Annotated in this window: 21 protein-coding genes and 2 riboswitches; of the genes, 19 read left to right on the top strand and 2 right to left on the bottom strand. The window is 36.5% G+C overall.

Annotated features, from left to right (window positions below; genetic code table 11):
* The first annotated feature begins 26 nt into the window (after positions 1–26).
* The 14 genes from LPC09_RS06710 to LPC09_RS06775 all read left to right on the top strand — a co-directional run bounded on the left by LPC09_RS06710 (position 27) and on the right by LPC09_RS06775 (position 18,009).
* Positions 27–176, top strand: coding sequence for a hypothetical protein (locus LPC09_RS06710; protein ID WP_231309283.1), 150 nt, complete (start codon positions 27–29; stop codon positions 174–176).
* A gap of 156 nt (positions 177–332) precedes the next feature.
* Positions 333–968: an FMN-dependent NADH-azoreductase gene (locus LPC09_RS06715; protein WP_231309284.1), complete on the top strand. Its 636-nt coding sequence runs from the start codon at positions 333–335 to the stop codon at positions 966–968.
* A gap of 185 nt (positions 969–1,153) precedes the next feature.
* Positions 1,154–2,617: a CoA-acylating methylmalonate-semialdehyde dehydrogenase gene (locus LPC09_RS06720; protein ID WP_231309285.1), complete on the top strand. Its 1,464-nt coding sequence runs from the start codon at positions 1,154–1,156 to the stop codon at positions 2,615–2,617.
* Between the two features lie 112 nt (positions 2,618–2,729).
* On the top strand, positions 2,730–4,091 hold the full coding sequence (locus LPC09_RS06725) for an aspartate aminotransferase family protein (RefSeq protein ID WP_231309286.1): 1,362 nt from the start codon (positions 2,730–2,732) through the stop codon (positions 4,089–4,091).
* A 250-nt stretch (positions 4,092–4,341) separates the two neighbouring features.
* Positions 4,342–4,446: riboswitch (guanidine-I (ykkC/yxkD leader) on the top strand.
* A gap of 130 nt (positions 4,447–4,576) precedes the next feature.
* Positions 4,577–5,581: an ABC transporter substrate-binding protein gene (locus LPC09_RS06730; RefSeq protein ID WP_231309287.1), complete on the top strand. Its 1,005-nt coding sequence runs from the start codon at positions 4,577–4,579 to the stop codon at positions 5,579–5,581.
* 21 nt (positions 5,582–5,602) lie between these two features.
* On the top strand, positions 5,603–6,421 hold the full coding sequence (locus LPC09_RS06735; protein ID WP_231309288.1) for an ABC transporter permease: 819 nt from the start codon (positions 5,603–5,605) through the stop codon (positions 6,419–6,421).
* A gap of 1 nt (position 6,422) precedes the next feature.
* A complete protein-coding gene (locus tag LPC09_RS06740; protein WP_231309289.1) occupies positions 6,423–7,217 on the top strand; it encodes an ABC transporter ATP-binding protein in 795 nt (264 codons plus the stop codon).
* A gap of 274 nt (positions 7,218–7,491) precedes the next feature.
* Positions 7,492–8,841 (top strand): APC family permease, encoded by a 1,350-nt coding sequence (locus LPC09_RS06745; RefSeq protein ID WP_231309290.1) that lies wholly within the window; start codon positions 7,492–7,494, stop codon positions 8,839–8,841.
* Positions 8,842–8,949: 108 nt separating this feature from the next.
* A riboswitch (guanidine-I (ykkC/yxkD leader) is annotated at positions 8,950–9,082 on the top strand.
* A gap of 70 nt (positions 9,083–9,152) precedes the next feature.
* The gene (locus tag LPC09_RS06750) at positions 9,153–9,893 is read left to right on the top strand and encodes an urea amidolyase associated protein UAAP1 (RefSeq protein ID WP_231309736.1); all 741 of its coding nucleotides are present in this window, start codon (positions 9,153–9,155) and stop codon (positions 9,891–9,893) included.
* 39 nt (positions 9,894–9,932) lie between these two features.
* Positions 9,933–10,583 carry an urea amidolyase associated protein UAAP2 gene (locus tag LPC09_RS06755; RefSeq protein WP_231309291.1) on the top strand — a complete coding sequence of 217 codons (651 nt, stop codon included), beginning with the start codon at positions 9,933–9,935 and terminating at the stop codon, positions 10,581–10,583.
* A gap of 55 nt (positions 10,584–10,638) precedes the next feature.
* Positions 10,639–14,271, top strand: coding sequence for an urea carboxylase (gene uca, locus LPC09_RS06760; RefSeq protein WP_231309292.1), 3,633 nt, complete (start codon positions 10,639–10,641; stop codon positions 14,269–14,271).
* Entirely contained in the window at positions 14,268–16,013 is a 1,746-nt protein-coding gene (gene atzF, locus LPC09_RS06765) for an allophanate hydrolase (protein WP_231309293.1), read from the top strand. Before uca ends, atzF begins: the two co-directional genes overlap by 4 nt.
* A 202-nt stretch (positions 16,014–16,215) precedes the next feature.
* Entirely contained in the window at positions 16,216–16,827 is a 612-nt protein-coding gene (locus tag LPC09_RS06770) for a PRC-barrel domain-containing protein (protein WP_098795982.1), read from the top strand.
* 222 nt (positions 16,828–17,049) lie between these two features.
* Positions 17,050–18,009, top strand: a complete 960-nt coding sequence (locus LPC09_RS06775; protein WP_098795981.1) for a 2-hydroxyacid dehydrogenase — start codon at positions 17,050–17,052, stop codon at positions 18,007–18,009.
* A gap of 171 nt (positions 18,010–18,180) precedes the next feature.
* Here the strand turns inward: LPC09_RS06775 and LPC09_RS06780 are convergent, their stop codons facing one another.
* A complete protein-coding gene (locus LPC09_RS06780) occupies positions 18,181–18,888 on the bottom strand; it encodes a glycosyltransferase family 2 protein (RefSeq protein ID WP_098795980.1) in 708 nt (235 codons plus the stop codon).
* Positions 18,889–18,915: 27 nt separating this feature from the next.
* Positions 18,916–20,157 carry a glycosyltransferase family 2 protein gene (locus LPC09_RS06785; RefSeq protein ID WP_098795979.1) on the bottom strand — a complete coding sequence of 414 codons (1,242 nt, stop codon included), beginning with the start codon at positions 20,155–20,157 and terminating at the stop codon, positions 18,916–18,918.
* A gap of 197 nt (positions 20,158–20,354) precedes the next feature.
* On the opposite strand from LPC09_RS06785, the gene LPC09_RS06790 reads away from it, so the two are divergent.
* The 5 genes from LPC09_RS06790 to LPC09_RS06810 all read left to right on the top strand — a co-directional run bounded on the left by LPC09_RS06790 (position 20,355) and on the right by LPC09_RS06810 (position 22,743).
* A complete protein-coding gene (locus LPC09_RS06790) occupies positions 20,355–20,771 on the top strand; it encodes a hypothetical protein (protein WP_098795978.1) in 417 nt (138 codons plus the stop codon).
* A 14-nt stretch (positions 20,772–20,785) separates the two neighbouring features.
* Positions 20,786–21,247, top strand: coding sequence for a hypothetical protein (locus LPC09_RS06795; RefSeq protein WP_098795977.1), 462 nt, complete (start codon positions 20,786–20,788; stop codon positions 21,245–21,247).
* 78 nt (positions 21,248–21,325) lie between these two features.
* Positions 21,326–22,069: a hypothetical protein gene (locus LPC09_RS06800; RefSeq protein ID WP_098795976.1), complete on the top strand. Its 744-nt coding sequence runs from the start codon at positions 21,326–21,328 to the stop codon at positions 22,067–22,069.
* Positions 22,070–22,138: 69 nt separating this feature from the next.
* Positions 22,139–22,426, top strand: coding sequence for a hypothetical protein (locus LPC09_RS06805; protein ID WP_098795975.1), 288 nt, complete (start codon positions 22,139–22,141; stop codon positions 22,424–22,426).
* A 29-nt stretch (positions 22,427–22,455) separates the two neighbouring features.
* Complete coding sequence (locus LPC09_RS06810) at positions 22,456–22,743, top strand: hypothetical protein (protein WP_231309294.1); 288 nt, start codon at positions 22,456–22,458, stop codon at positions 22,741–22,743.

Below are 22,743 nucleotides of genomic sequence, written 5' to 3' on the forward strand. Positions count from 1 at the left end.
TCAACTAAAATAAGGAGGGTGTTAACATGAATCAAAAGCCTTTACATTACGATGGTAGTATTCCTTTTGCCTATGAAACAACAAATGAAGCAACTTTAACAGAAGCTTATGAAATGACAGATGAAGTAAGAAAAACTATTGGAGCAAATCCTTATACTTTTAACGAAACGGAATAAACTTGAAAGGATTTGTTTTCTAACTGAAGCAAATCCTTTAAAAATGCTTTTTTTCGCCTTATAACGAGACTTTTTAAAATTAGGACAATCTTAAATGATTATTTTTTATGTTTTCGTTCAAACTAAAATGACTACATAAAGAAAGGTAGATTAGATATGGCAAAAGTATTGTATATTACTGCTCACCCTCATGATGATAAAGTCTCGTTCAGTATGGCAGCAGGTAAGGCATTTATTGATTCTTATAAAGAATCAAATCCAAATGATGAGATCGTGCACATTGATTTATACAAAGAGCATATTCCTCACATTGATGTTGATGTATTTAGTGGTTGGGGAAAACTCCAAACAGGTAAAGGCTTTGAAGAATTATCTGATGATGAAAAAGCAAAGGTCAGTCGTCTTAATGAATTATGTGAGCAATTTATAAATGGAGACAAATATGTATTTGTCACTCCGTTTTGGAATTTTTCATTTCCTCCTGTAATGAAAGCGTATATTGATTCTGTTGCAGTATCAGGAAAAACTTTTAAATATACGGAGCAAGGCCCTGTTGGGTTATTAACAGATAAAAAAGCTCTTCACATTCAAGCAAGAGGTGGCATTTATTCAGAAGGTCCGGCAGCAGAAGTTGAAATGGGACATCGTTACCTTACCGTTATTATGAATTTCTTTGGCGTACCTTCATTTGAAGGATTATTTATTGAAGGTCATGCAGCAATGCCAGATAAAGCGGAAGAAATTAAACAGAATGGAATTGCCCGTGCAAAGGATTTAGCAAAAACATTTTAATTAAGCTCCTTTAAGTTGAATAGGTCTCAATATTTTAAGAGGATACCATTTGCGGTATCTTCTTTTTTGTATCCACCAAAATGTAGCATGATCGAGACATGTTGCTTTACAAAATGTCTAATGAACGAGTCTTTTTAATAATTGATAATAGGTTTATAACATGAGTCTAAAGGGAGGAGTATACAATGACAATTGTAAACGCAACATCACCAATAAAAAATTATGTTAATGGTAAATGGGTTTCTGCTAAAGGGAAATATGTAGCCGAGGTACACAACCCAGCCAATAGCGAAAAAATTGCGACGGTGCCTCTTTCGACAAAAGAAGATGTTGATCAAGCAGTGAAGTCTGCGAAAGTAGCGTTTCAAACATGGAGAAATGTTCCTGTGCCAAAACGTGCCAGGCTTTTATTTAAATATCACCATCTGTTAATGGAAAATCATGAGAAATTAGCAAAATTAATTGTTTTAGAGAACGGAAAAGCATTTAATGAAGCATATGGTGAGGTGCAACGTGGAATTGAATGTGTTGAATTCGCAACAGGTGCTCCAAGTCTTATGATGGGAGAATCACTTTCCAACATAGCAGAAGAAATAGATTCAGAGATGTTTCGGTATCCTCTTGGAGTTGTTGGAGGAATTTCCCCATTTAATTTTCCGATGATGGTCCCGCTTTGGATGTTTCCTTTAGCGATAGCATGTGGAAACACTTTTGTTTTAAAACCTTCAGAGAGAACACCTTTGTTAGCAAATAGGTTAGTAGAGCTGTTTACAGAAGCTGGTGCTCCTCCTGGAGTATTAAATATCGTTCATGGTTCTCATGAGGTCGTAAATGGAATGCTACAACATCCAGATATTTCGGCTATATCATTTGTAGGGTCACAGCCTGTTGCGAAGTATGTTTACGAACAAGCTGCTATGAATGGTAAAAGAGTTCAAGCCTTATCTGGTGCGAAAAATCATCATATTGTTATGAGGGATGCAAACATAGATAAAGCAGTACAACACATTATTGGGTCCGCATTCGGAAGTGCGGGACAGCGTTGTATGGCATGTAGTGCAGTTGTCATCATTGGAGAAGGAAAAGAGTTTGTATCAAAACTAAAACAAAAGGCTGATGAATTAATTCTTGGTAATGGATTGGATGAGGAAGTTCTTTTAACTCCTATTATTAGAGCATCGCATCGTGAAAAGGTTCTTTCGTATATTGAATTAAGCATTGAAGAGGGTGCGAAATTAATACGAGATGGAAGGGCGGAAATAGATAACAAAAAAGAAGGCTATTTCTTAGGTGCTACCATTTTTGATGGAGTGACACCTGATATGACCATCGCAAAAGAAGAAATTTTTGCACCTGTATTAAGTTTACTTCACGCGGAAAACTTAGATGAAGCTTTAGAATACTTACGGCAATCGAGGTATGGAAATGGCGCAACGATTTATACAAAGGATGCAAAGGCAATTCGGCAGTTTCGAGAAGAAGCTGACGCAGGTATGTTAGGAATCAATGTTGGTGTTCCGGCAACAATGGCTTTCTTTCCTTTTTCTGGTTGGAAAGATTCTTTTTATGGTGACCTACATGTTAATGGGAAGGATGGAGTAAATTTTTATACACGAAAAAAGATGATAACATCGCGATTTGATTTTTAAAGCTAGTAACTTAAGTGGTTGTTAGCCATTTGGTAAAGGCTGAGCATATTAAGGGTCGCATAAATGAAGGCCAACAGAAAAGATAGCCTTCAAGATTAGTAGGAGGATGGATATGAATTCCATTAACATGGCAAAAGATGATCTTAAAACAAAAGATGAAAAATATATTTGGCATTCAATGAAGTCATACCAGCCTGATGCAACAATGATTGTAAAAGAAGCAAATGGTGTGTGGATTACAGATATCAATGGAAAAAAATATTTAGATGCAATGGCCGGCTTATGGTGTGTAAATATCGGTCATGGGAGAGAGGAATTAGCTGAAGCTGCGTATGAGCAATTAAAAAAATTAGCATATTTTCCGCTAACGCAAAGTCATACTCCAGCTATTGAGCTTTCTGAAAAGTTAAATTCATTGCTTGGAGGAGATTATGTTATCTTCTTTTCAAATAGTGGATCTGAAGCTAATGAAGTAGCCTTCAAAATTGCTCGACAATATCATCAACAAACAGGAGAACATAATCGATTCAAGATCATTTCAAGATATCGGGCATATCATGGAAACACTGCGGGGGCATTAGCTGCAACTGGTCAGGCACAACGTAAGTATCGATATGAACCATTGGCACCTGGTTTTATTCATGTTCCACCACCTGATTCCTATCGAAAACCAGAGCACCCATCCTGTTCCCCTCGGGAGTTACCGTCCGTTCAAGCCATTGAACAGGTGATGACATGGGAATTAAACGAAACGATTGCAGCTGTCATTATGGAACCAATTATTACTGGGGGTGGCATTTTAATTCCTCCTGAACAGTACATGAGAGGTGTAAAAGAGGTATGTGAAGAAAGTGGTGCCCTCTTAATTGTTGATGAAGTTATTTGTGGTTTTGGTCGTACAGGTGAGGCATTTGGATTTCAGAACTATGGTGTACAGCCTGATATCATCACGATGGCAAAAGGAATCACCAGTGCTTATCTTCCTTTATCTGCAACGGCTGTTAAAAAAGAGATTTACGAAGCATTTAAAGGGACGGATGAATATGATTATCTTCGTCACGTAAATACATTTGGGGGGAACCCAGCCGCTTGCGCATTAGCATTAAAAAATCTCGAAATTATGGAAAGAGAAAAGCTGTTCTCTCGTTCAAAGGAAATAGGAGCACATTCGTTAAGTGCTTTAAAGACAAAACTGCAACATCATCCACTAGTAGGAGATATCAGAGGAAAAGGATTATTAATTGGGATAGAGCTTATTTCTGATAAATGCACCAAAACACCGCTTGAAGTCTCTTATGTGAATCAGGTAATCTCAGGATGTAAAGAAAAAGGACTTATCGTCGGTAAAAATGGAGCAACCGTAGCTGGTTATAATAATGTTCTTACTTTGTCTCCACCACTTAGTATAGAATTAGAGGATGTTCAATTTATGATTGAAACAATTGTTGAGGAAATAAACAAATTGCACGTATAAAATATGAAGGAGGACAGACTCGGTAATAGTGGTCTGTCTTTTTTTCGTTAAATGATTGGCAAGATTAGGTTATTTCCATTAGTGAAAAGCTAGACCTTGTCAGAAATTTTACACATGCCGTTTAAAGGCGAAGAAACCGTGTTAGATTATATAACACGGTCATTGCATGCACCTTTTATCCCATTTATACTTTGATATATCAAAGCAATCATTTTACTAACTTTATAAAGGTTCTCTATGATCTGAGAACGAAAAAGCTGCCTAGGGTTCCGTTGGGTTTACCAAGCTGGTCCGAGAGGGAGCGTATAGAAGCTATCCGTTTCTATATACACGGAAGGACAAAAGCCTGGGAGACGACCTCTCCTAGGCTTTTTATTTTTCCTCTTTTTATAATTTGAAAATTCCTAATATTCAACCAAATAAATGGAAGGAGAACTTAAGTAATGTACGACTCTACCAAAATTAAAAAAACAGGAGTGAGAAGCATGAAGAAACCATTTAACATACTTTTGTCATTATTGTTTGTCTTTTTATTAGCAGCTTGTGGAAATTCTAGTGAAGAGGCAAGTGGAGATAGCTCTAAAAGTGAACCAATAAAAATTGGGTTCAGTGCATTACCTAGCTGGTACTTATGGCATCTAGTCGAAGAAAAAGGATTCTTTGAAAAACATGGTGTTGATGTTGAATTAGTTTATTTTCCGGTTTATGCTGATTCCTTATCTGCCTTAAACACTGGAGAAATTGATGGAAACAGCCAAGCGCTAATTGACACAATTGCCCCACTTGAAAACGGTATTGAACTTAAATCGATTTTCATAACAGATAACTCAAACGGTGGAGATGGCCTAGTAGCAACAAAGGATATTCAATCTGTTGAAGATTTAAAAGGTAAGAAAGTTGGAACAGAAATTGGTACGATTGAGCATTTCTTTATGTTAACAGCACTTGAACAGGCTGGCTTAAAGGAATCTGATGTGAATTTTACTAACCTTACTGTTCAAGATGCAGGGACAACATTTATTGCTGGAAATTTAGATGCAGCTGGATTATGGGAGCCATTCCTTAGTACTGCTGAAACAGAAGGAAATGGACATAAATTAATAACCTCAGCAGAATTCCCGGGTCTTATTGCAGATCTCTTTGTAGCTCGCAAGGAAATCGCAGAAAACCGTCAAGAAGATCTTGAAAAAATAACGGCTGCTTGGTTTGAAGCAGTGAACTATTATTCAGAAAATGAAGAAGAATCGCTTGAGATTATTGCTGAAGCTGCCGGTATTACGGTTGATGAACTTGCTATTGGAATGGAAGGGTTTGACTTATTCACACCTGAGCAAAACCTTGCTTCTTTTGAAAAATCAGACAGCTATAAATCTATTGAATATACGGCCGAGGAAAATGCAAAATTTCTTCAAAAATTAGAGTTTATAAAAGAAATTCCAGATATGACATTATTACTTGACTCTAGTTTTATTGAAAATAGTCATGAGTAGAACCGGAAAGAGGTGACAAATATGGAGACTGCAAAAAAGAAAGGTCACTTGAGAACATTATTTCGAATTCATGAGGAAATTCCAAAGTCTTGGTATTTAGTCGGAATAGGATCGGCATTTATAGGACTTTTTCTATTCTGGTATCTATTGAGCATTATGGGAGTTGTAAAGGAAGTGTTTCTACCTTCACCATTTGTCGTGGTTGAATCGCTCTTTACGTCCCTTGCTAATTCTGATTTTTGGAACCAAATAGGCATTAGTGTTTACCGTGTTTTTATGGGATTTTTATTAGCTTGTCTCATTGGCATTCCACTAGGAATTTTTGCTGGGACGTTTAAAATCGCGGAATCGATTGTTGTACCTATGTCTGAATTTATCCGGTATATGCCGGCAGCAGCATTTATTCCACTTATTATGGTATGGGCTGGGATCGGTGAAACTGCTAAGATTCTTGTTATTTTTATAGGATGTTTCTTTCAGTTGTTGCTAATGGTAGCGGAGGACACTAGCAGAGTGAATAAAGATTTGTTATCTGCATCTTACACATTAGGAGCAAAACGAGGTCAAGTCATTTCGAGAGTAATCATACCAGCGATTTTACCAAAGTTAATGGTAACCATGCGTCTTATTATGGGATGGGCTTGGACGTATTTAGTTGTAGCAGAGCTTGTAGCAGCAAACAGTGGCCTTGGTTATACGATTATGAAGGCACAACGTTTTTTAGATACTGAGTTAATTTTTGTTGGAATCATTGTAATTGGTTTATTAGGTTTAGTTATCGATCGCTGCTTTGCACTTTTAACGAAAAAATTATTCCCTTGGGCAGAAGGAGGTCAATAGAATGTTAAATGCAGTAAAACAAGCAGAGCCACTTCTACAATCGGAATTAGAGATTAGTATAAAAGGACTATCAAAGGTGTATCAAACAAAAGCAGGAAGCTTCCAAGCACTAGAAGATGTGTCAATGTATGTGAAAAATGAGGAGTTTGTTTCCATACTAGGTCCTTCTGGTTGTGGTAAATCTACAATTCTACGGATATTAGCAGGATTAGAAGATTCTACGAGTGGAAGTGTAAAGGTTTCAGATCAAGAAGTAGTAGGACCTAGCGTAAACAGAGGGATGGTGTTTCAATCTTATACACTATTTCCATGGTTAAATGTTCGCGACAATATTGAATTTGGCCTAAAACTAAAGGGAATGGGTTCAAAAGAACGAAAGGAAATCTCTGATCGATATTTAGAATTAGTAGGTCTTGAACGGTTTGCTAATTCATATGGAAAAGAGCTCTCGGGAGGTATGAAGCAAAGGGTGGCAATTGCTAGATCATTGGCTAATAATCCAGAGGTTTTGTTAATGGATGAGCCGTTTGGTGCGCTCGACGCACAAACAAAGCAATCAATGCAGCAGTTATTACTTGATATTTGGAAAAAGGAAAAGACTACTATTGTTTTTATTACACATGATATTGATGAGGCTATTTTTTTATCGCAACGAATTTATGTGATGCAAGCAAGACCAGGGAAAATTATCGAGGAAATTGATGCAGACCTACACCTGTTTAAAGAGGGTGAATTAGTGGAAGTGGATCAATTTATGAAGCTGAAGAAGCATATTGTCTCGTTATTAAAGCATTAAATGGTTACTTTTTACATGGTGTGGTAAAGGCAGTGGTGCTTGAATGGTGCTACTGCCTTTTAGTTTACAAATGCGATTCTTTACCGAAACGAAGTATTAATAGCGTGTAGGAGGAACAGTTTGTCACAAAATCTAACGCACTATTTGAAATGTAAGATTTTGTGACATTATAATAGTACACAAGTAAAGACATTATTTATTGCTTTAAAGTATAGTAGTGAAATTGTAGGTTTTTCGATCTGAATATTCAGATAAAACGGGAGAGGGTTGAAGAATGACACAAACAACTGAATTCAAAAAATCTCTAAATTTATTTGGTGTTGTTTTCCTTGGACTTGCCTGGATGACACCAATGATCTTTTTTACAGTGTACGGTGTTGCGTTTGAAGCAGCGGGTGGAATGCTTGCTGCTGCTTATGTTGTAGCATTTATAGCGATTTTTTTTACAGCTTATAGCTATAGCAGAATGGTAAAGGCTTATCCGATTTCTGGCTCAGCCTATACCTATACGAAGAAAGCAATCAATCCAAAGATGGGGTTTCTTGTTGGCTGGGCTCTTTTGCTTGATTATATTGTTTCACCAATTATTGCTTGTTTAACATTTGGCCTATTCTTAAATGCTCAGTTTCCGAGTATACCAGTTTATGTATGGATTGTCTTGTTAAATGTCATTTTGGCATTTGTGAATATTATTGGGATTAAATCAGTAGCAAGAGTAAGTGGGTTTTCTGTTATTTTTCAGATCATCTTTATTATCTTTTTTTGTGCCTTTGTAACAAAGGATATACTTGTTGGCGGAGACGGATCAGGTTTATTTTCTTTTCAACCGTTCTTTTCCAGTGACTTCTCCGTTTCCACGATTTTCTCAGGAGCAGCACTTATCTGCTTTTGTTTTTTAGGATTTGATGCGGTAACCACAATGGCAGAGGAAACAGTTAATCCTCGTAAAACAATACCTAAAGCAATTTTTCTAATCGTTATTATTGCTGCAGTGTTATACATTTCTATCTCTTATTTAACACAACTAGCCTATCCTAACTTTATGTTTGAAAATGTTGATACAGCTTCTTTTGAGCTTATTCAAATGGTTGGTGGAAATCTATTAAGTGCTCTTTTTACAACCGTATTAATTGTGGCAACCTTTACTCAAGGAGTTTCATCCGTTACAAGTGTAACGAGGTTTTTATTTGCATTAGGGAGAGAGTCAATCTTGCCGAACAAAGTTTTTGGTTATTTACACCCTAAATATAAAACACCCGTGATTAACATTATCTTTGTGACAATCATTTCGTTTTTCTCCATAGCTATTGATTTAGATACAGCTGTAACATTTGTTAGCTTTGGTGCCCTTACGGCATTTACGTTCGTCAATTTATCTGTTATTTCACATTATTATGTAAAAAGTAAAATGCGGTCTGCTAAACAAACTTTTCTTTATCTCATTTTTCCTTTCGTAGGTGCTTGTTTTATTGGATGGTTATTAACTTTGTTAGAAGCACAAACACTCTTAATTGGAATTGCTTGGATTGTAATGGGATTTATTTACATTGGAATCCGAACAAGCATGTTTAAAAAGCCGATTTCTACTTTAAAGGAAGGAAAGGTAGCAATTGAAAATAGATAATTTTTAAAAAGTGTGTTAGAAAATCTGACATAGTGTTTGGAAGGTTGTAATAGGGTGGTCTATAATAAATTTACAGAACAAATTAAATAAAGCTTCTCAGATGAGAAGGAAAAAGCTGTCTAGGGTTCCGTTCTTGTTGCGAATATCCCCTCATTCAATACAAGGAGTCTGGTCCGAGAGAGAGCGTATAGCTGATACCGCATGTTAGCTATATACACGGAGGGATAAAAGCCTGGGAGACGAAAATCTCCCAGGCTTTTATCTTTTTTATTTTCTCTACTCGATATTATTCAAAGGAGGAATTCTTTATGATAAATAGCATTTGGAATAAAACAATCCCAGCAGGTGGGAAATGGTCAGGAACAATTGGAAAAGGGAAACTTGTAAAATTTACAGCTTTAGGTAAGGGGGCAAATCTTTCAACAATCATGTATCATGCAAATCAGTTAACAGAGCGTTATAACATGCCGGATACGTTAAAAGCTCAACATACTTCTCACCTAACAAAAGGTCATATGCTAATGAGTGATAACGGGCGGGTGTTAACGAGTATAGTGGAAGATAGTCTAGGCTGGCATGACAGTATTTCAGGATATACGTCACGTAAGGAAACAGATGAGAAATACGGGATCACAACCTATCAAGAGCTTAGGAATAATTGGCTAAGAAGCGGTGAAGAAAATTTTGCTGTAGAGCTTGTTAGAAATGGATTAGGTGTACGTGATTTAGTTCCGGTATTAAACCTATTTTCAAAGGTATTTTGTGATGAAAATGGCGATATGCACTATGTCGAGGACCATTGCAAAGAAGGAGCAACTGTTACATTAAGAACTGAGATGGATACATTATTCATTTTCTCGAATACACCAAATCCATTAGATCTTCGTAACGAATATCCTTCAGTACCAATTCAAATAGAAGTATTCGATGCAGAGCCAGTTAAAGATGATGATGTGTGTGTGAACTTCCGTCCGGAAAACAGAAGAGCTTTTGAAAATACATGGGAATACCACACACTACTTAGTGATTCAAAATCAGTTGTACTGAAATAAAAGAGATGTCGAAGATGATTTTATAAGGAGGAGAAAACCATGGCGGTTTTAAATTATACAGAAAGCTCACGAAAAGTAGAAGAAGCAATTTATGATAAAGTGATTCCTTCTGGAGAAGGCTGGATGCATGAGCTAGAGCCTGGTCAGGTTTTAAGAATAGTAGATTTAGAGGGAAATCAAGCAGCGGATACCCTGTTCTATCATGCTGAAGACCCAGAAGATCATTACAGTGCAGTCGCGACGATGCTAGGTCAAAAAAATATTTATTTATCAACAGGAACAGTTTTACGTTCTGAATCAAATAAAGAGCTTCTTAAAATTGTGGCGGATACTTGTGGGCGTCATGATACATTGGGAGGAGCTTGTTCAGCACAAAGCAATACAGTGCGATATGCACATGATACATTGCCGATGCATAATTGCCGAGATACGTTTATGCTTCAGCTATCTAAGTTTGATGAAAGATATACGAAGCGTGATCTAGCACCTAATATTAACTTCTTCATGAATGTACCAGTAACACCTGATGGCGGTCTAACATTCGCAGACGGTGTATCAGCACCTGGTCGTTATGTTGAGGTGCAATCAATTGTTAAGACTATTGCTCTAATTAGTAATTGCCCTCAACTAAACAATCCATGTAATGCGTATAACCCTACACCAATACGTGTGTTAATTTGGGATAAATAAACGGAATATTTTGAATATAACTATCATCATAGAACTTTAGTAAGGAGAGGTTTTCATGTTTAAAAAAGTACTCATCGCCAATCGCGGTGCCATTGCAGTAAGAATTGAACGGACACTAAAAAAGCTAGGCATTCAATCGGTAGCGGTCTATACGAAAGCTGATCAAGACAGCCTACATGTTGATTATGCTGATGAAGCGGTTCTCATTGGAGAGGGACCGGCAAAAGACAGTTATTTAAATGCTGAACTTATTCTTAAAACAGCTATTGAAACAGGAGCAGAAGCGATTCATCCTGGTTATGGCTTTTTAAGTGAAAATGCTGAATTTGCTAGAATGTGTCAAAAAAAGGGAATTGCCTTTATTGGGCCTACACCAGAGCAAATGGAGATGTTTGGTCTAAAGCATTCTGCACGCGAAATCGCTGAAAAAGCTGGTGTACCTATGTTATCTGGAACGGATTTAATTGACTCTCTTGAAACAGCATTAAATCATGCAAATAAAATTGGCTACCCTGTCATTTTAAAAAGTACAGCAGGCGGTGGCGGAATTGGAATGCGTGTTTGTGACAATGAGGATGCGCTCAAAGCGGCCTATGATGGTGTTCGTCATTTAGCGGAAACGAATTTTAACAACGCTGGCTTATTTTTGGAGAAATACATTGAGAAAGCACGACATGTTGAGGTGCAAATCTTCGGTAATCGTTTTGGGGAGGTAGTGACATTAGGAGAGCGTGATTGCTCGATTCAACGTCGTAACCAAAAGGTTATTGAAGAAAGCCCAGCTCCTAAGCTTTCAGAAGATGTTCGCCAAAAGATGTTTGCTGCTGCAAAGAGTTTAGCTGAAGAGGTAGGCTATCGCAGTGCAGGTACAGTTGAGTTTTTATATGACCCCGAAAGCTGTGGTTTTTACTTCTTAGAGGTAAATACACGCTTACAGGTTGAGCATGGAGTAACTGAAGAGGTATTAGGTTTAGATTTAGTAGAGTGGATGGTAAAGGAAGCAGCAGATAAGTTGAAGAATTTACAGACCCTTGTTTCTGAACCAAAAGGACACAGTATCCAAGCACGAATTTATGCAGAAGATTGCTTTCATGATTTCCGTCCAAGTGCGGGGCAGTTAGACCAGGTGATTTTATCAGATCTTGCTCGCAATGAAACATGGATTCGTGATGGAATAACTGTTACATCTCTTTATGATCCAATGCTTGTAAAAATTATCGTTCATGGTAAAGACAGACAAGATGCAATAGGCAAATTGATTCAGGCTTTAAGTGAAACGCGAATGTATGGAATCACAACGAATCTTCAGTATTTACAAGCATTGTTACATGAAGAGGAATGTGTTGCTGGTAATGTGTACACTAGAATGTTAAATAGCTTTAAAGCAGTTGAAAATGCACTTGAAGTACTAGATGGAGGAGTACAAACAACAATCCAAGATTGGCCTGGACGAAAAGGGTATTGGGATGTTGGAGTACCACCTTGTGGACCGATGGATCCCTTATCCTTTCGAATCGGAAATAAGCTTTTAGGAAATAACTACGATGCACCTGGCTTGGAGTTTACATTACGAGGAGGGTCTTATCAATTCCGAAATGAGATGTGGTTCTGTTTAACGGGTGCTGATATGGAAGCGAAGCTGGATGGTGAAGATGTTTCCTTATATAAACCGATTTTTGCTGAAAAGGGTCAGGTCTTATCTTTTGGTGAAGCAAAGGTTGGAATGAGAGCTTATATGCTAGTAGCAGGCGGATTCGATATGCCAAAAATATTAGGCAGCTCTTCTACATTTACACTCGGAAACTTTGGTGGACATGGTGGTAGAGCACTTAGAACAGGGGACGTTCTATCTGTTCATAACGATGTTATCCCTCCTGCTACAAAGGCACTTCCAATAGAATATCAACCAAAAGTTAACAACACATGGACAATTGGTGTTATTCCAGGACCGCATTGTACTGAGGAGTTTTTGCAACCGAATTATTTAACACAACTTACCGAAACAAAATGGGAAATTCATTTTAACAGCTCGCGCACTGGAGTCCGCTTAATTGGTCCAAAACCATTATGGACACGAGAAGACGGAGGAGAAGCAGGTCTTCATCCATCGAACATTCATGACAATGCATACGCAATCGGGACACTTGACTTAACTGGTGATATGCCAATTTTACTTGGTCCGGATGGTCCGAGTCTAGGTGGATTTGTTTGTCCTGTCACTACTGCTTCAGCAGAATTTTGGAAAATTGGTCAGCTGCATCCTGGTGATACTGTTCAATTTAAATTAATGACTCTAGAAGAAGCAGCTCGTTTGCGAAAGCTACAGGATGAAAATCTTCATGCAATCGGAGAAGCTAATTTCGCTCAGTTAAGTGAAGTTAAGCTTGCTGACCCTGAAGTTGAGATGACATCTGCTTACCCTGTTTTAGCTTTTGAAAAGGATCGTCAAATTCCAATTACAATCCGCTGCAGCGGAGATGAAAACCTCCTTGTAGAATACGGGGATATGGAGCTTGATTTACAATTACGATTCCAAGCACATGTCTTAATGGATGCTATTCAAAAGAGTGAGGATTTTCCTGTATTGGACCTAACACCAGGAATTCGTTCATTACAAATTCATATTGATGCTTCAAGAATAACGGTGAAAGAAGCTTGTCAAAAAGTATTAGAAATTGATCGTAACTTACCACCACTAGAATCGATTCAGGTGCCATCAAGAATTGTCCGACTACCGTTATCTTGGAATGATCCATCAGTACAATTAGCTACAGAACGCTATCAGCAAAATGTTCGACAGGATGCACCTTGGTGTCCGGATAACCTTGAATTCATTCGAAGAATAAATGGATTAGAAAGTATTGAAGATGTGAAAAATGTAGTTTTTGATGCTAATTATCTTGTTCTTGGATTAGGTGATGTTTATTTAGGGGCTCCTGTGGCAACGCCAATTGATCCACGACACCGATTAGTTACAACGAAGTACAACCCAGCTAGAACGTGGACACCAGAAAACGCTGTTGGAATTGGTGGTGCATATATGTGTGTATATGGAATGGAAGGACCTGGTGGCTATCAATTTGTTGGTCGTACAATTCAGATGTGGAATAAGCTTCGTTCAACTGAAAGCTTTGAACCAGGTAAACCATGGTTATTACGTTTCTTTGATCAAATTCAATTTTATCCAGTTGAAGCCGATGAATTGCTACAACTTCGTGAAGATGTACTTCGTGGTCGTTTTGAAGTTGATATTACTGAAACAACATTCGATCTCGGGGAATACTTGAAGTTCCAAGATGACATAAAAGAAAGTGCAGAGTTGTTTAAACAACGTCAACAAGCAGCCTTCCATGCAGAACGTGAAAGATGGAAGGAGCAAGGAATTGCAGAACATGTTTCAGAAGAAAATTCAATGGGTTCGATTGAAGATGATGAAATTCCAGAAGGCTCAATCCCTGTTAATTGTTCTATGCCAGGGAGTGTATGGAAAGTGCTTGTTTCTCCAGGTCAGCAGGTAAAAAAAGGTGATGTACTTATTATAGAAGAAAGTATGAAAATGGAATTTCCTCAAGCGGCTCCTTGTGATGGAGAAATTGCTGAAGTATATGTAAAACCTGGAGATTCAGTTCATGCAGGTCAATTGATTGTCAGTATCTTTGAAGAAAAAAAGGTAGGTGTTGCACAATGAATAAGATAGAAATTCCTGTGAAATTAACACTTAGCTGGTTACGTAAACAATATGAAACGAGAGCATTGAAGCCGGAAGAAGTTATTGAAGAAATCATTCAACGTTCCCGTGATGATGAGGAAATGAACATTTGGATTACAGCACCTCAAATGGAACATATTCAACCTTATCTTAACCGTCTTTCAGCGCTAGATTTTGAGTCTTCACCGTTATGGGGGATCCCGTTTGCTATAAAAGATAATATTGACCTAGCAAATGTTCCAACAACAGCTGGGTGTGCAGAATATAGTTATACACCTACTGAACATGCTTCAGTCGTTGAGAGATTAATAGCTGCAGGTGCCATTCCGGTTGGGAAAACAAATTTAGATCAATTTGCTACAGGGTTAGTAGGAACGCGAAGCCCTTATGGGGAAACACATAATTCGCTTCGTCCAGAGCTGATAAGCGGTGGCTCCAGCTCTGGATCTGCTATTTCAGTTGCAAGAGGGCAGGTTGCTTTCTCTCTGGGTACAGATACAGCTGGTTCTGGTCGTGTGCCTGCTGCACTGAATGATTTAGTAGGTTTAAAGCCGAGCCTAGGAGCATGGCCGACAAAGGGTGTTGTGCCAGCATGTGCCAGTCTTGATTGTGTTACAGTATTTTCACATAGTTTAGAAGAAGCGTATAAAGTTGATGCTGTTGCTAGAGGTTTAGATCAAGAAGATCCTTGGTCACGTGATCTTGCCATTCCACAAGCTAAGCTTCCTAAGAAAATCTGTTTACCAAAAGATGATTTAACGTTTTATGGTCCCTTTGCTAAGGAATATAAAAAAGCTTGGGATGGAGCTGTTAAACAAATCAAACAATTAAAAATCCAAATTGAATACATTGACTATCAATTCTTTGCAGAAGCAGCGGCGATTCTTTATGATGGACCGTTTGTAGCGGAACGATGGGCTGATCTAGGCGGATTTATTACTGAACATCCAGAAGTAACTTTCCCGGTAACGGAAAAAGTCCTTCGTTCAGGTTCACAACCACAACATGATGCTGCATCTGTATTTCATTCCATGCACAAGTTACAAGAATTTAAATTAAAGAATAGCAAACTACTACAGGATGCTGTTCTTGTTACGCCAACTGCAGGTGGAACATGGACTCGTGATCAAGTCCGTGAAGACCCGATTAAAACAAATAGTGATATGGGGCTATATACAAATCACTGTAATTTGTTAGATTTGTGTGCGGTTGCCGTGCAAGCCGGAGAAGCAGCCGTAAACCTGCCTTTTGGAATTACATTCTTTGCATTGTCTCAGAATGAAGGATTGATTGAAGGAGCTGCTGAGACATTTGTTAATAAAATGCCCGCAAAACAAGAAACCACTTTAGTTGCAGTATGTGGTTTGCATATGAGAGGCTTTCCGTTAGAAAAGCAAATGCTTGAATTCGGTGCGACCTTTGTCCGTGAAGCTGTGACAGCTGAAAAATACCAATTTGTGAAACTAGCTACAGAACCTGCAAAACCTGGATTGATTAAGAAACCAACAGGTGGAAAGGCAATTGAACTAGAAATCTGGGAAATGCCGCTTTCCTCATTTGGTGCCTTTGCTGCGTTAATTCCTGCGCCACTGGGAATAGGGAAAGTTGAGCTACAAGATGGTGTAGAAGTACCGGGGTTTATTTGTGAAGGATACGCATCTGAAGAGGCAGAAGACATTTCAGATGCTGGAAGTTGGAGAAAAATACTATCAGGAATTTAACAATTATAATAAAAATGTACCCTTGCTTAAAAGTGTTGAGCAAGGGTTTTTATGATTTTTAATTAATGGGTATGTTGCACATTTTAGCCCAGAAAGACATATAAAAATACAGTTACTTTATAAAGTGTTCTTAGTAGAAATATTTCTCTATTGCATCGGTTGAATAGAGTTTTGGTAAGTTGTTAAAAATGGAGGGCTATAAATGAAAAAGGCAAAAGAATTACTGCATTTACCAGTTATTAGTATTTCCGAAGGTAAACAGCTTGGAATGATTAAAGATTTGATTATTAATCCTGAAGACAAATCAGTGAATTATTTAATCATAGGACAGGATGATTGGCAGGTAAGCCTTAATGCACTTACTTATGACAACGTCGTAGGGGTTGGAGATTCTGCGGTTATGATTGAAAAGAAAAATTCAATTATTGGGCTAGACGATATCCCTTTTTTAAATAAAATGGTCCCATTAATCGGCTCTCAGGTTATAACAAGGGGTGGGGAACACTCAGGTGTTATATCAGATTACTATTTTAATGAAGAAAATGGACATTTGGAAAGTTTACTTATCCATTCAGCTAACAATAAATTTTTCTTACCAATCGAAAATGTACTATACCTTGGTAAAGAGCGGGTCATAACAAATGAAACTTCATCAGAGATGGTTCCTATTTTAGAAACAGAAGAGCAATTCGGAGGTAAGGCAGTGAAAAAAAGCAATAAAAAAGAAGCGTTAAAAGATATGTTAAATGAATTAATACTAAACGAACTTCCTAAATTAAGTAATTTAAATAATGATTACGATTCTGATAAATAAAAATAAGACTGGGTTATATGTGTTTTCCCGTTCATGCTACTTTTATTTGTTAATAAAATCTGATAAAAAGAAAATCCTTCTCAGTCGGTTAGCTGAGGAGGATTCCTTTGTTGATAAAACCCTCAATCTTTCATAAGTAATTATTGAAAAAGAAGGACTTTACAAAACAAACTTGAAGTATTTTAAGTGTGAAAAACTTATTTATTCCAAAGAGGTGGCAAAGTGAAGAAAAAAGTTGTGGTATATAGAGAAGTTACTGAAAAAGTTATAAATATTTTAAAGGAAAAGTATGAGGTAAGCTATTTCAAAAATTTACATACAAATAATTATGATGAATTTCTGAAAGAGCTTCATTATGCGGATGGATTACTAGGAGCCAGCATGAAAATAAATAAAGAACTTTTACATCATGCACCATATTTAAAAGTTATTTCTAATATTTCGGTAGGCTATGATAATCTCGACTTAGAAGAGTTAAAGAATAGGGGAATTTTAGCAACCAATACACCGGGAGTTTTAAACGATACAACAGCAGATACAATCTTTGGTTTACTTATCGCTACCGCTAGAAGAATGACGGAGCTTGATCATTATGTGAAATCTGGGAAATGGAATGGAAGTAAAAATGAAGATTTATTTGGTGTTGATGTTCACCATAAAAAATTAGGGATCATTGGAATGGGGAGTATCGGACAAGCTATTGCAAAACGAGCTCATTTTGGCTTTGATATGGAGATATTATATCACAATCGTTCAAAAAACAAAGAAGCCGAAGAGAAGTTTGGTGCGATTTATTGCTCGTTAGATGAGTTGCTTACTCAATCTGACTTTGTTTGTCTTATGATCCCACATACCCCTGATACAGAAAAGATGATCGGCGAAAGGGAATTTCAATTAATGAAAAATACGGCGATTTTTATTAACGGATCAAGAGGGAAAAACGTTGATGAGCAAGCGTTAATTAAAGCTTTACAACAAAATTGGATATTACGTGCGGGTCTCGATGTATTTGAAAAAGAACCTATAGATAAGGATAACCCTCTAGTAACGCTGCCTAATGTAGTGACATTACCCCACATAGGATCCGCTACAAAAGAAACAAGAGAAAAAATGGCGATGTTAGCAGCGGAAAATCTTGCAAAAGCACTAGAAGGGGAAATGCCTCCTAACCTTATAAGATAGTTAACGAGGGACAGGTCAATGATCTGTTTCTTTTCTAGGTTTACCTTTTCATTTTTCCTTTAAGGACTATATATTTTTTACAGGGAATCTATGTTTCAAGCATTTCAACTAAAGCTTATTTTTCAATATAAAACGAGATCTAAAAAGATCTCGATTTTACTTGGACCCGATTTATTTTGTATAGTCAGGGTTTTGGTATTTTTGAAGGGTATTTTTTAACATGGTCTTATAGACTTCTTTTAGGTCTAGAGATTTTTTCTCAGAGTTCTTTTCAGTTTCTAATTTAGTTTTTTGAATGTTACTTTTTATTGGTGGCTCATTATAATTGGGTAAAACCGACTTGAAATACCCGTTCTTTTTGCAATCTTCAATAAAAAAGTAGTCTTCAGCTCTTGTTCTTTTTTGAAACTGTACCTTGTTATAAACTTCTTTTCTAAAAATGAGTGTTGCTCCTGAAACTGTATCATCATAAGAGTTCTCTTTGTTTTGAATAAGCATTAGTGCCTTTTTATTTGTAAAATAAACGTAATATGAACTTTTTCCAAGAATAAAGATTTCATCATTTTCAAATACTCTCATGGAGTTTGAGAGATAGTTTGGGCCATAGTAGTCATCATCATCAAATTTCGCAATGTAGTCATAATTCGCTTTTAAAATGCCAAAATTAAGACAGTCTCCTAATGTGGCTCCTTCATGTAATTGAAACACGCGGACATTCGGATATTTCTCGGCTTCTTTCTGCCACTTACTTAGAACTAAATCATCTTTATTTAGGATGATAATTAGCTCTTTTTCATTCCATTGCTGTTGTTCATAATTTGTAAAGACATTGTCCATGAACTGATCTCTTATCGTACAGGTAATAATAGATACTTTCATCGGTATTACTCCCTTTAAGTTATTGAGTTAAGTAAAGATGATCTTTTCAGTTAATTTAGTTAACTTGTTGTAACGATTTAATTTGTTCAGTTTCATCAATTCACTGAGCAAATCATTTTTCTGTTCTATAGATAAACCTGTTGCACCCAAGATGTTTTTATGCCTGACATCTATTTTTAACAGTAAAGAAATCGTTACAAGGATCTTGATAAACATTTTGTTGAACAATAAAAATTCATAAAGGTCATTCTCCAGAAAATCATAATATTCCATAAGTACTTCATTCATCTCATATAGATTTGCTAGTTGACTTAACTCAATTCCTAAAATAAGAACGTCGATATCAGGATGTTTTGTTAGAAAAAGATAATAATTCTCGATCGCTTCTTGCCAATTATCCGAGCTGATGGGATGTTCTTGATGATAACTAATCACTTTATCACTTGCTAAGTATTCCGCACCTGCCTCATATAGACGGTATCCAAGCTCCCAATCTTCGTAGCCGTAGCCCACAAAATCCTCGTCAAATCCACCGACTTTATCTAGCAAAGATTTTCTTAAGGAAACATTGCCTGTTAAAAAAGCCATCCACGGAAATGAAAATCCATCTAAGTTAGAGCCGTATTGCTCCAATATGAAGCTAAACCACGAAGATTTTTCAAAGCATAAGGTTTTGTAGCTTCCATCATCAAAGTCACTATTTTCTAGCAAAGGAAAAGGCGTTGACAATGAGTGTTGATATTCTAAAGATCGAGATGAAAGCTTTGGATCGCCTTTAATCATCTCCTTAATTTCTTGCACTTGTTCTGGTTTAAAGCTTGGAAAAATACATGAATACAAGGCGTTATAGGACATGGCACCCGTTACAATTAAGTTGTTTTTTTGTTGATGATATTGATAATGATTTTGAATAAAACTTGGTTCTACGTACATTTCGGCATCTAAAAAAATAATGACTTTTCCACATGCTTGTTGAATACCTAAATTTCTTACTTTTGCTCGACCGTTGTTTGATTTACAGCGAATATAGTGAAAATGGTAAGGGGGGTGGTAATTCTCTAATAGTTCGGGTGTTTGATCTGTGGAAGCATCATCTAACAAAAAAACCTCTACTTTCGAAAGATCAAAGTGTTGTTTTTCTAGAGAGTAAAGAGTGATTAAATTCAATGGATATTTATTGTAAGACGGAATAATAATACTTACTTCAATCTCTTTAGGAGTCTGAATGTTTCTTGTTATAAATGAATCATTTTTCATGTAATTGAACATACAGCTGAAACAACCTTTCTCGATGTATTAGAATCGAATTTAATAATATAAGATATAAAGATTACTGAGGAATGTATAAGCGAGTATCTATTTTTACATGGAAATGGTTACATGTCATTTAGGAGTTTTAAAAATGAAGCTTGGCTATTAGGAACATGTTCTTATAAGATTCATATTTTAATATAGAGGTGATAAACATGTCCGAATGGTATGGCGTTTTGATTTATATGAATCTTGTTGTGTCAGTTTTAACGTATATATACTTTTATAAAAGACGAAAGTTAATTGGTTTTCATTTAGGCATGAACATAGCGATGGTTACTGGTGGTAGCATTGCGATCGGCACGGGAGTTATTCTAATTAATCAATTTCCGCTTCATTTTCTAGAAATTACTATTGTTGCAACAATAACAGGATTAATAATAGGTAGCTTATTTGGTGGGCTTTTTGATTATCAAACGTTATTAACAGGCTTTATCAATGGATTGATGATGGGAATTATGTCCCCTATGATCGGTGCAGCAGCAAGTGGAACGATATTTATTCTGTTTCTTGAGTTCTGTATTATTGGAGCATTTGGATTACTTATTCTTTCATCAAAAAATTCTTCTTAAGATAGGTGAAAAAATTGAACGCCATTGTGTTGACAATCTTAATAACAAACTGTCTTATTTCGTTATTTGGTTATCGAATCTTATTTCGTTCTCGCTATCTTTTTAGTGATCGTTTCGGGTTTATCGTTTCAATAACAGGAGGTAATATTGTAAGTCTTGTGATCACAAACAACCTTTTTTATTTATTCTCTAATCATTTTATTGTGATCAGCTTTATGAATCTTATCATCGGTGTAGCTGTAGGGGTGACGATAGGTTCTTTATTAAACTCGCAAACTCTAATTGCAGGCATTTACAGTGGTGGCACAGGCGCCGTAATGGGGACGATGATAGGAGCAGTTTCATTAGATCCTTCAATTTGTAGCCTTCCTACACAAATTTATAATCAGCAAGAGCTGGTCCTCTTTTTCGGTCTATTTGGTTTATTTCTTCATCTTCTTACAACCCTTCTATTGTTATATGCAATGAAAGTATAATCCCAGTTTAACCAAGATAACTAGCAAGATCTTTATTGACACATAGACTAATAGAAATTTTATCTGGAGGTGAAAGTTTTGAAAACAGGTATTCGACATGATCAATATGTGAAAAAGCTGTTGGAAGAAAGACAGAAAGAAGAGAGAAAAAAAGATCTTATATATGAAAATGGGGAACGAATTACATCTCCATCAGGCTCAACATCAATAGAAGAAATACGGATATTTAATGAGTATATGGAACAAGCAAACTTATTTAACATAACTAAAGCATTTCCAAGTCAAAGAAAACCTCTGATGTTAAAAAAATTCTTTAAAATGAAGCGATATCAGCAAGTAGAGATTTATTCACAACATGGAGAGGAGGCCGTTCGTACTCTTGGAAAAGTAACAGCGGTAGGAAGAGATTTTGTGATGATTACTAACTTGAAGGATCGCATTTGGTTTCCATATCAGTCTATTCTTTCCGCCAATATCCCTTCTGGTATTCCAAACTATTCAAACAGCCATCAATCGTTTATTTTCGATAATGATCTAAAAAGAAAATTGCTCTATGAATTTGGACAGACTGTTTCAAAACGTGATGCATTAATTCAGCAATTTTATGAGGAGACTTTGCGTACGAATTTAAATACATGGAAGGGTTTATGGGTGAAAGTTCATATAACAGATGGAACTCGCTCGGGTCAAATCGCAGATATAAGAAATAATGTACTAATTATCAAATCCGGGAAGAGCAAATTGGACATTGATTTAGAAAAAATTAACTCAATACAAAGTTTGCGCTTCTTATCATTTTTAACTTTTTTTTCCAAAATATAGGTTGTTATATGAAACAATGTTTCGTGTTTCTAATACTATATAATATTAGGTCGAAAGGAGGAATTAGATTTGAATACTGAAGATGAAATTTTTAGAGAGCTGAAAAAGTTAATTGGTGAGGATGTCTTAATTATAACAGAAGCATCTCAATTAAATTTGCTAGGTCAAACATTTCGTCCGATTTTCTGCGGACCTATAGTTGAGGTAGAAATAGGTCATGTCACGATAAGTCCTGCCACGATAAAAATATTAAATGCACCATTTTATCAATTTCCGACTCCATTATCGATACCACTTGAAAAAATTGCCCAATTTACTCCGAATTTTGATTGTGATGAGAGATTTCCACTTATTTAACATGAATTGGAAAGGAAGATGATTAAAAAGTGAACGTAAATTCGAATGGCCCAACGATCAATGTTATTCGTGACCAAGCAATAACGGATCATTTTACTGAGAATATTGGGAAACGAGCATTTATTCTTACTCCATCGTATCCCTTTATGTTTGTCGGTGAAATCCTGGATGTAATGGAGGATATGGTTTTAATAGACGTTGAAGCGACTCATTTTGCTCAGTTAGAGAATCGAACTTGGTTTATTCACATTCATAATATTGAGGTTTTTTATATTGAACAAGAAGGTGGAGTGGAAATTCCTGAACTATCAGACTAA

The organism is Metabacillus sp. B2-18 (assembly GCF_021117275.1).
Taxonomy (GTDB): Bacteria; Bacillota; Bacilli; order Bacillales; family Bacillaceae; genus Metabacillus.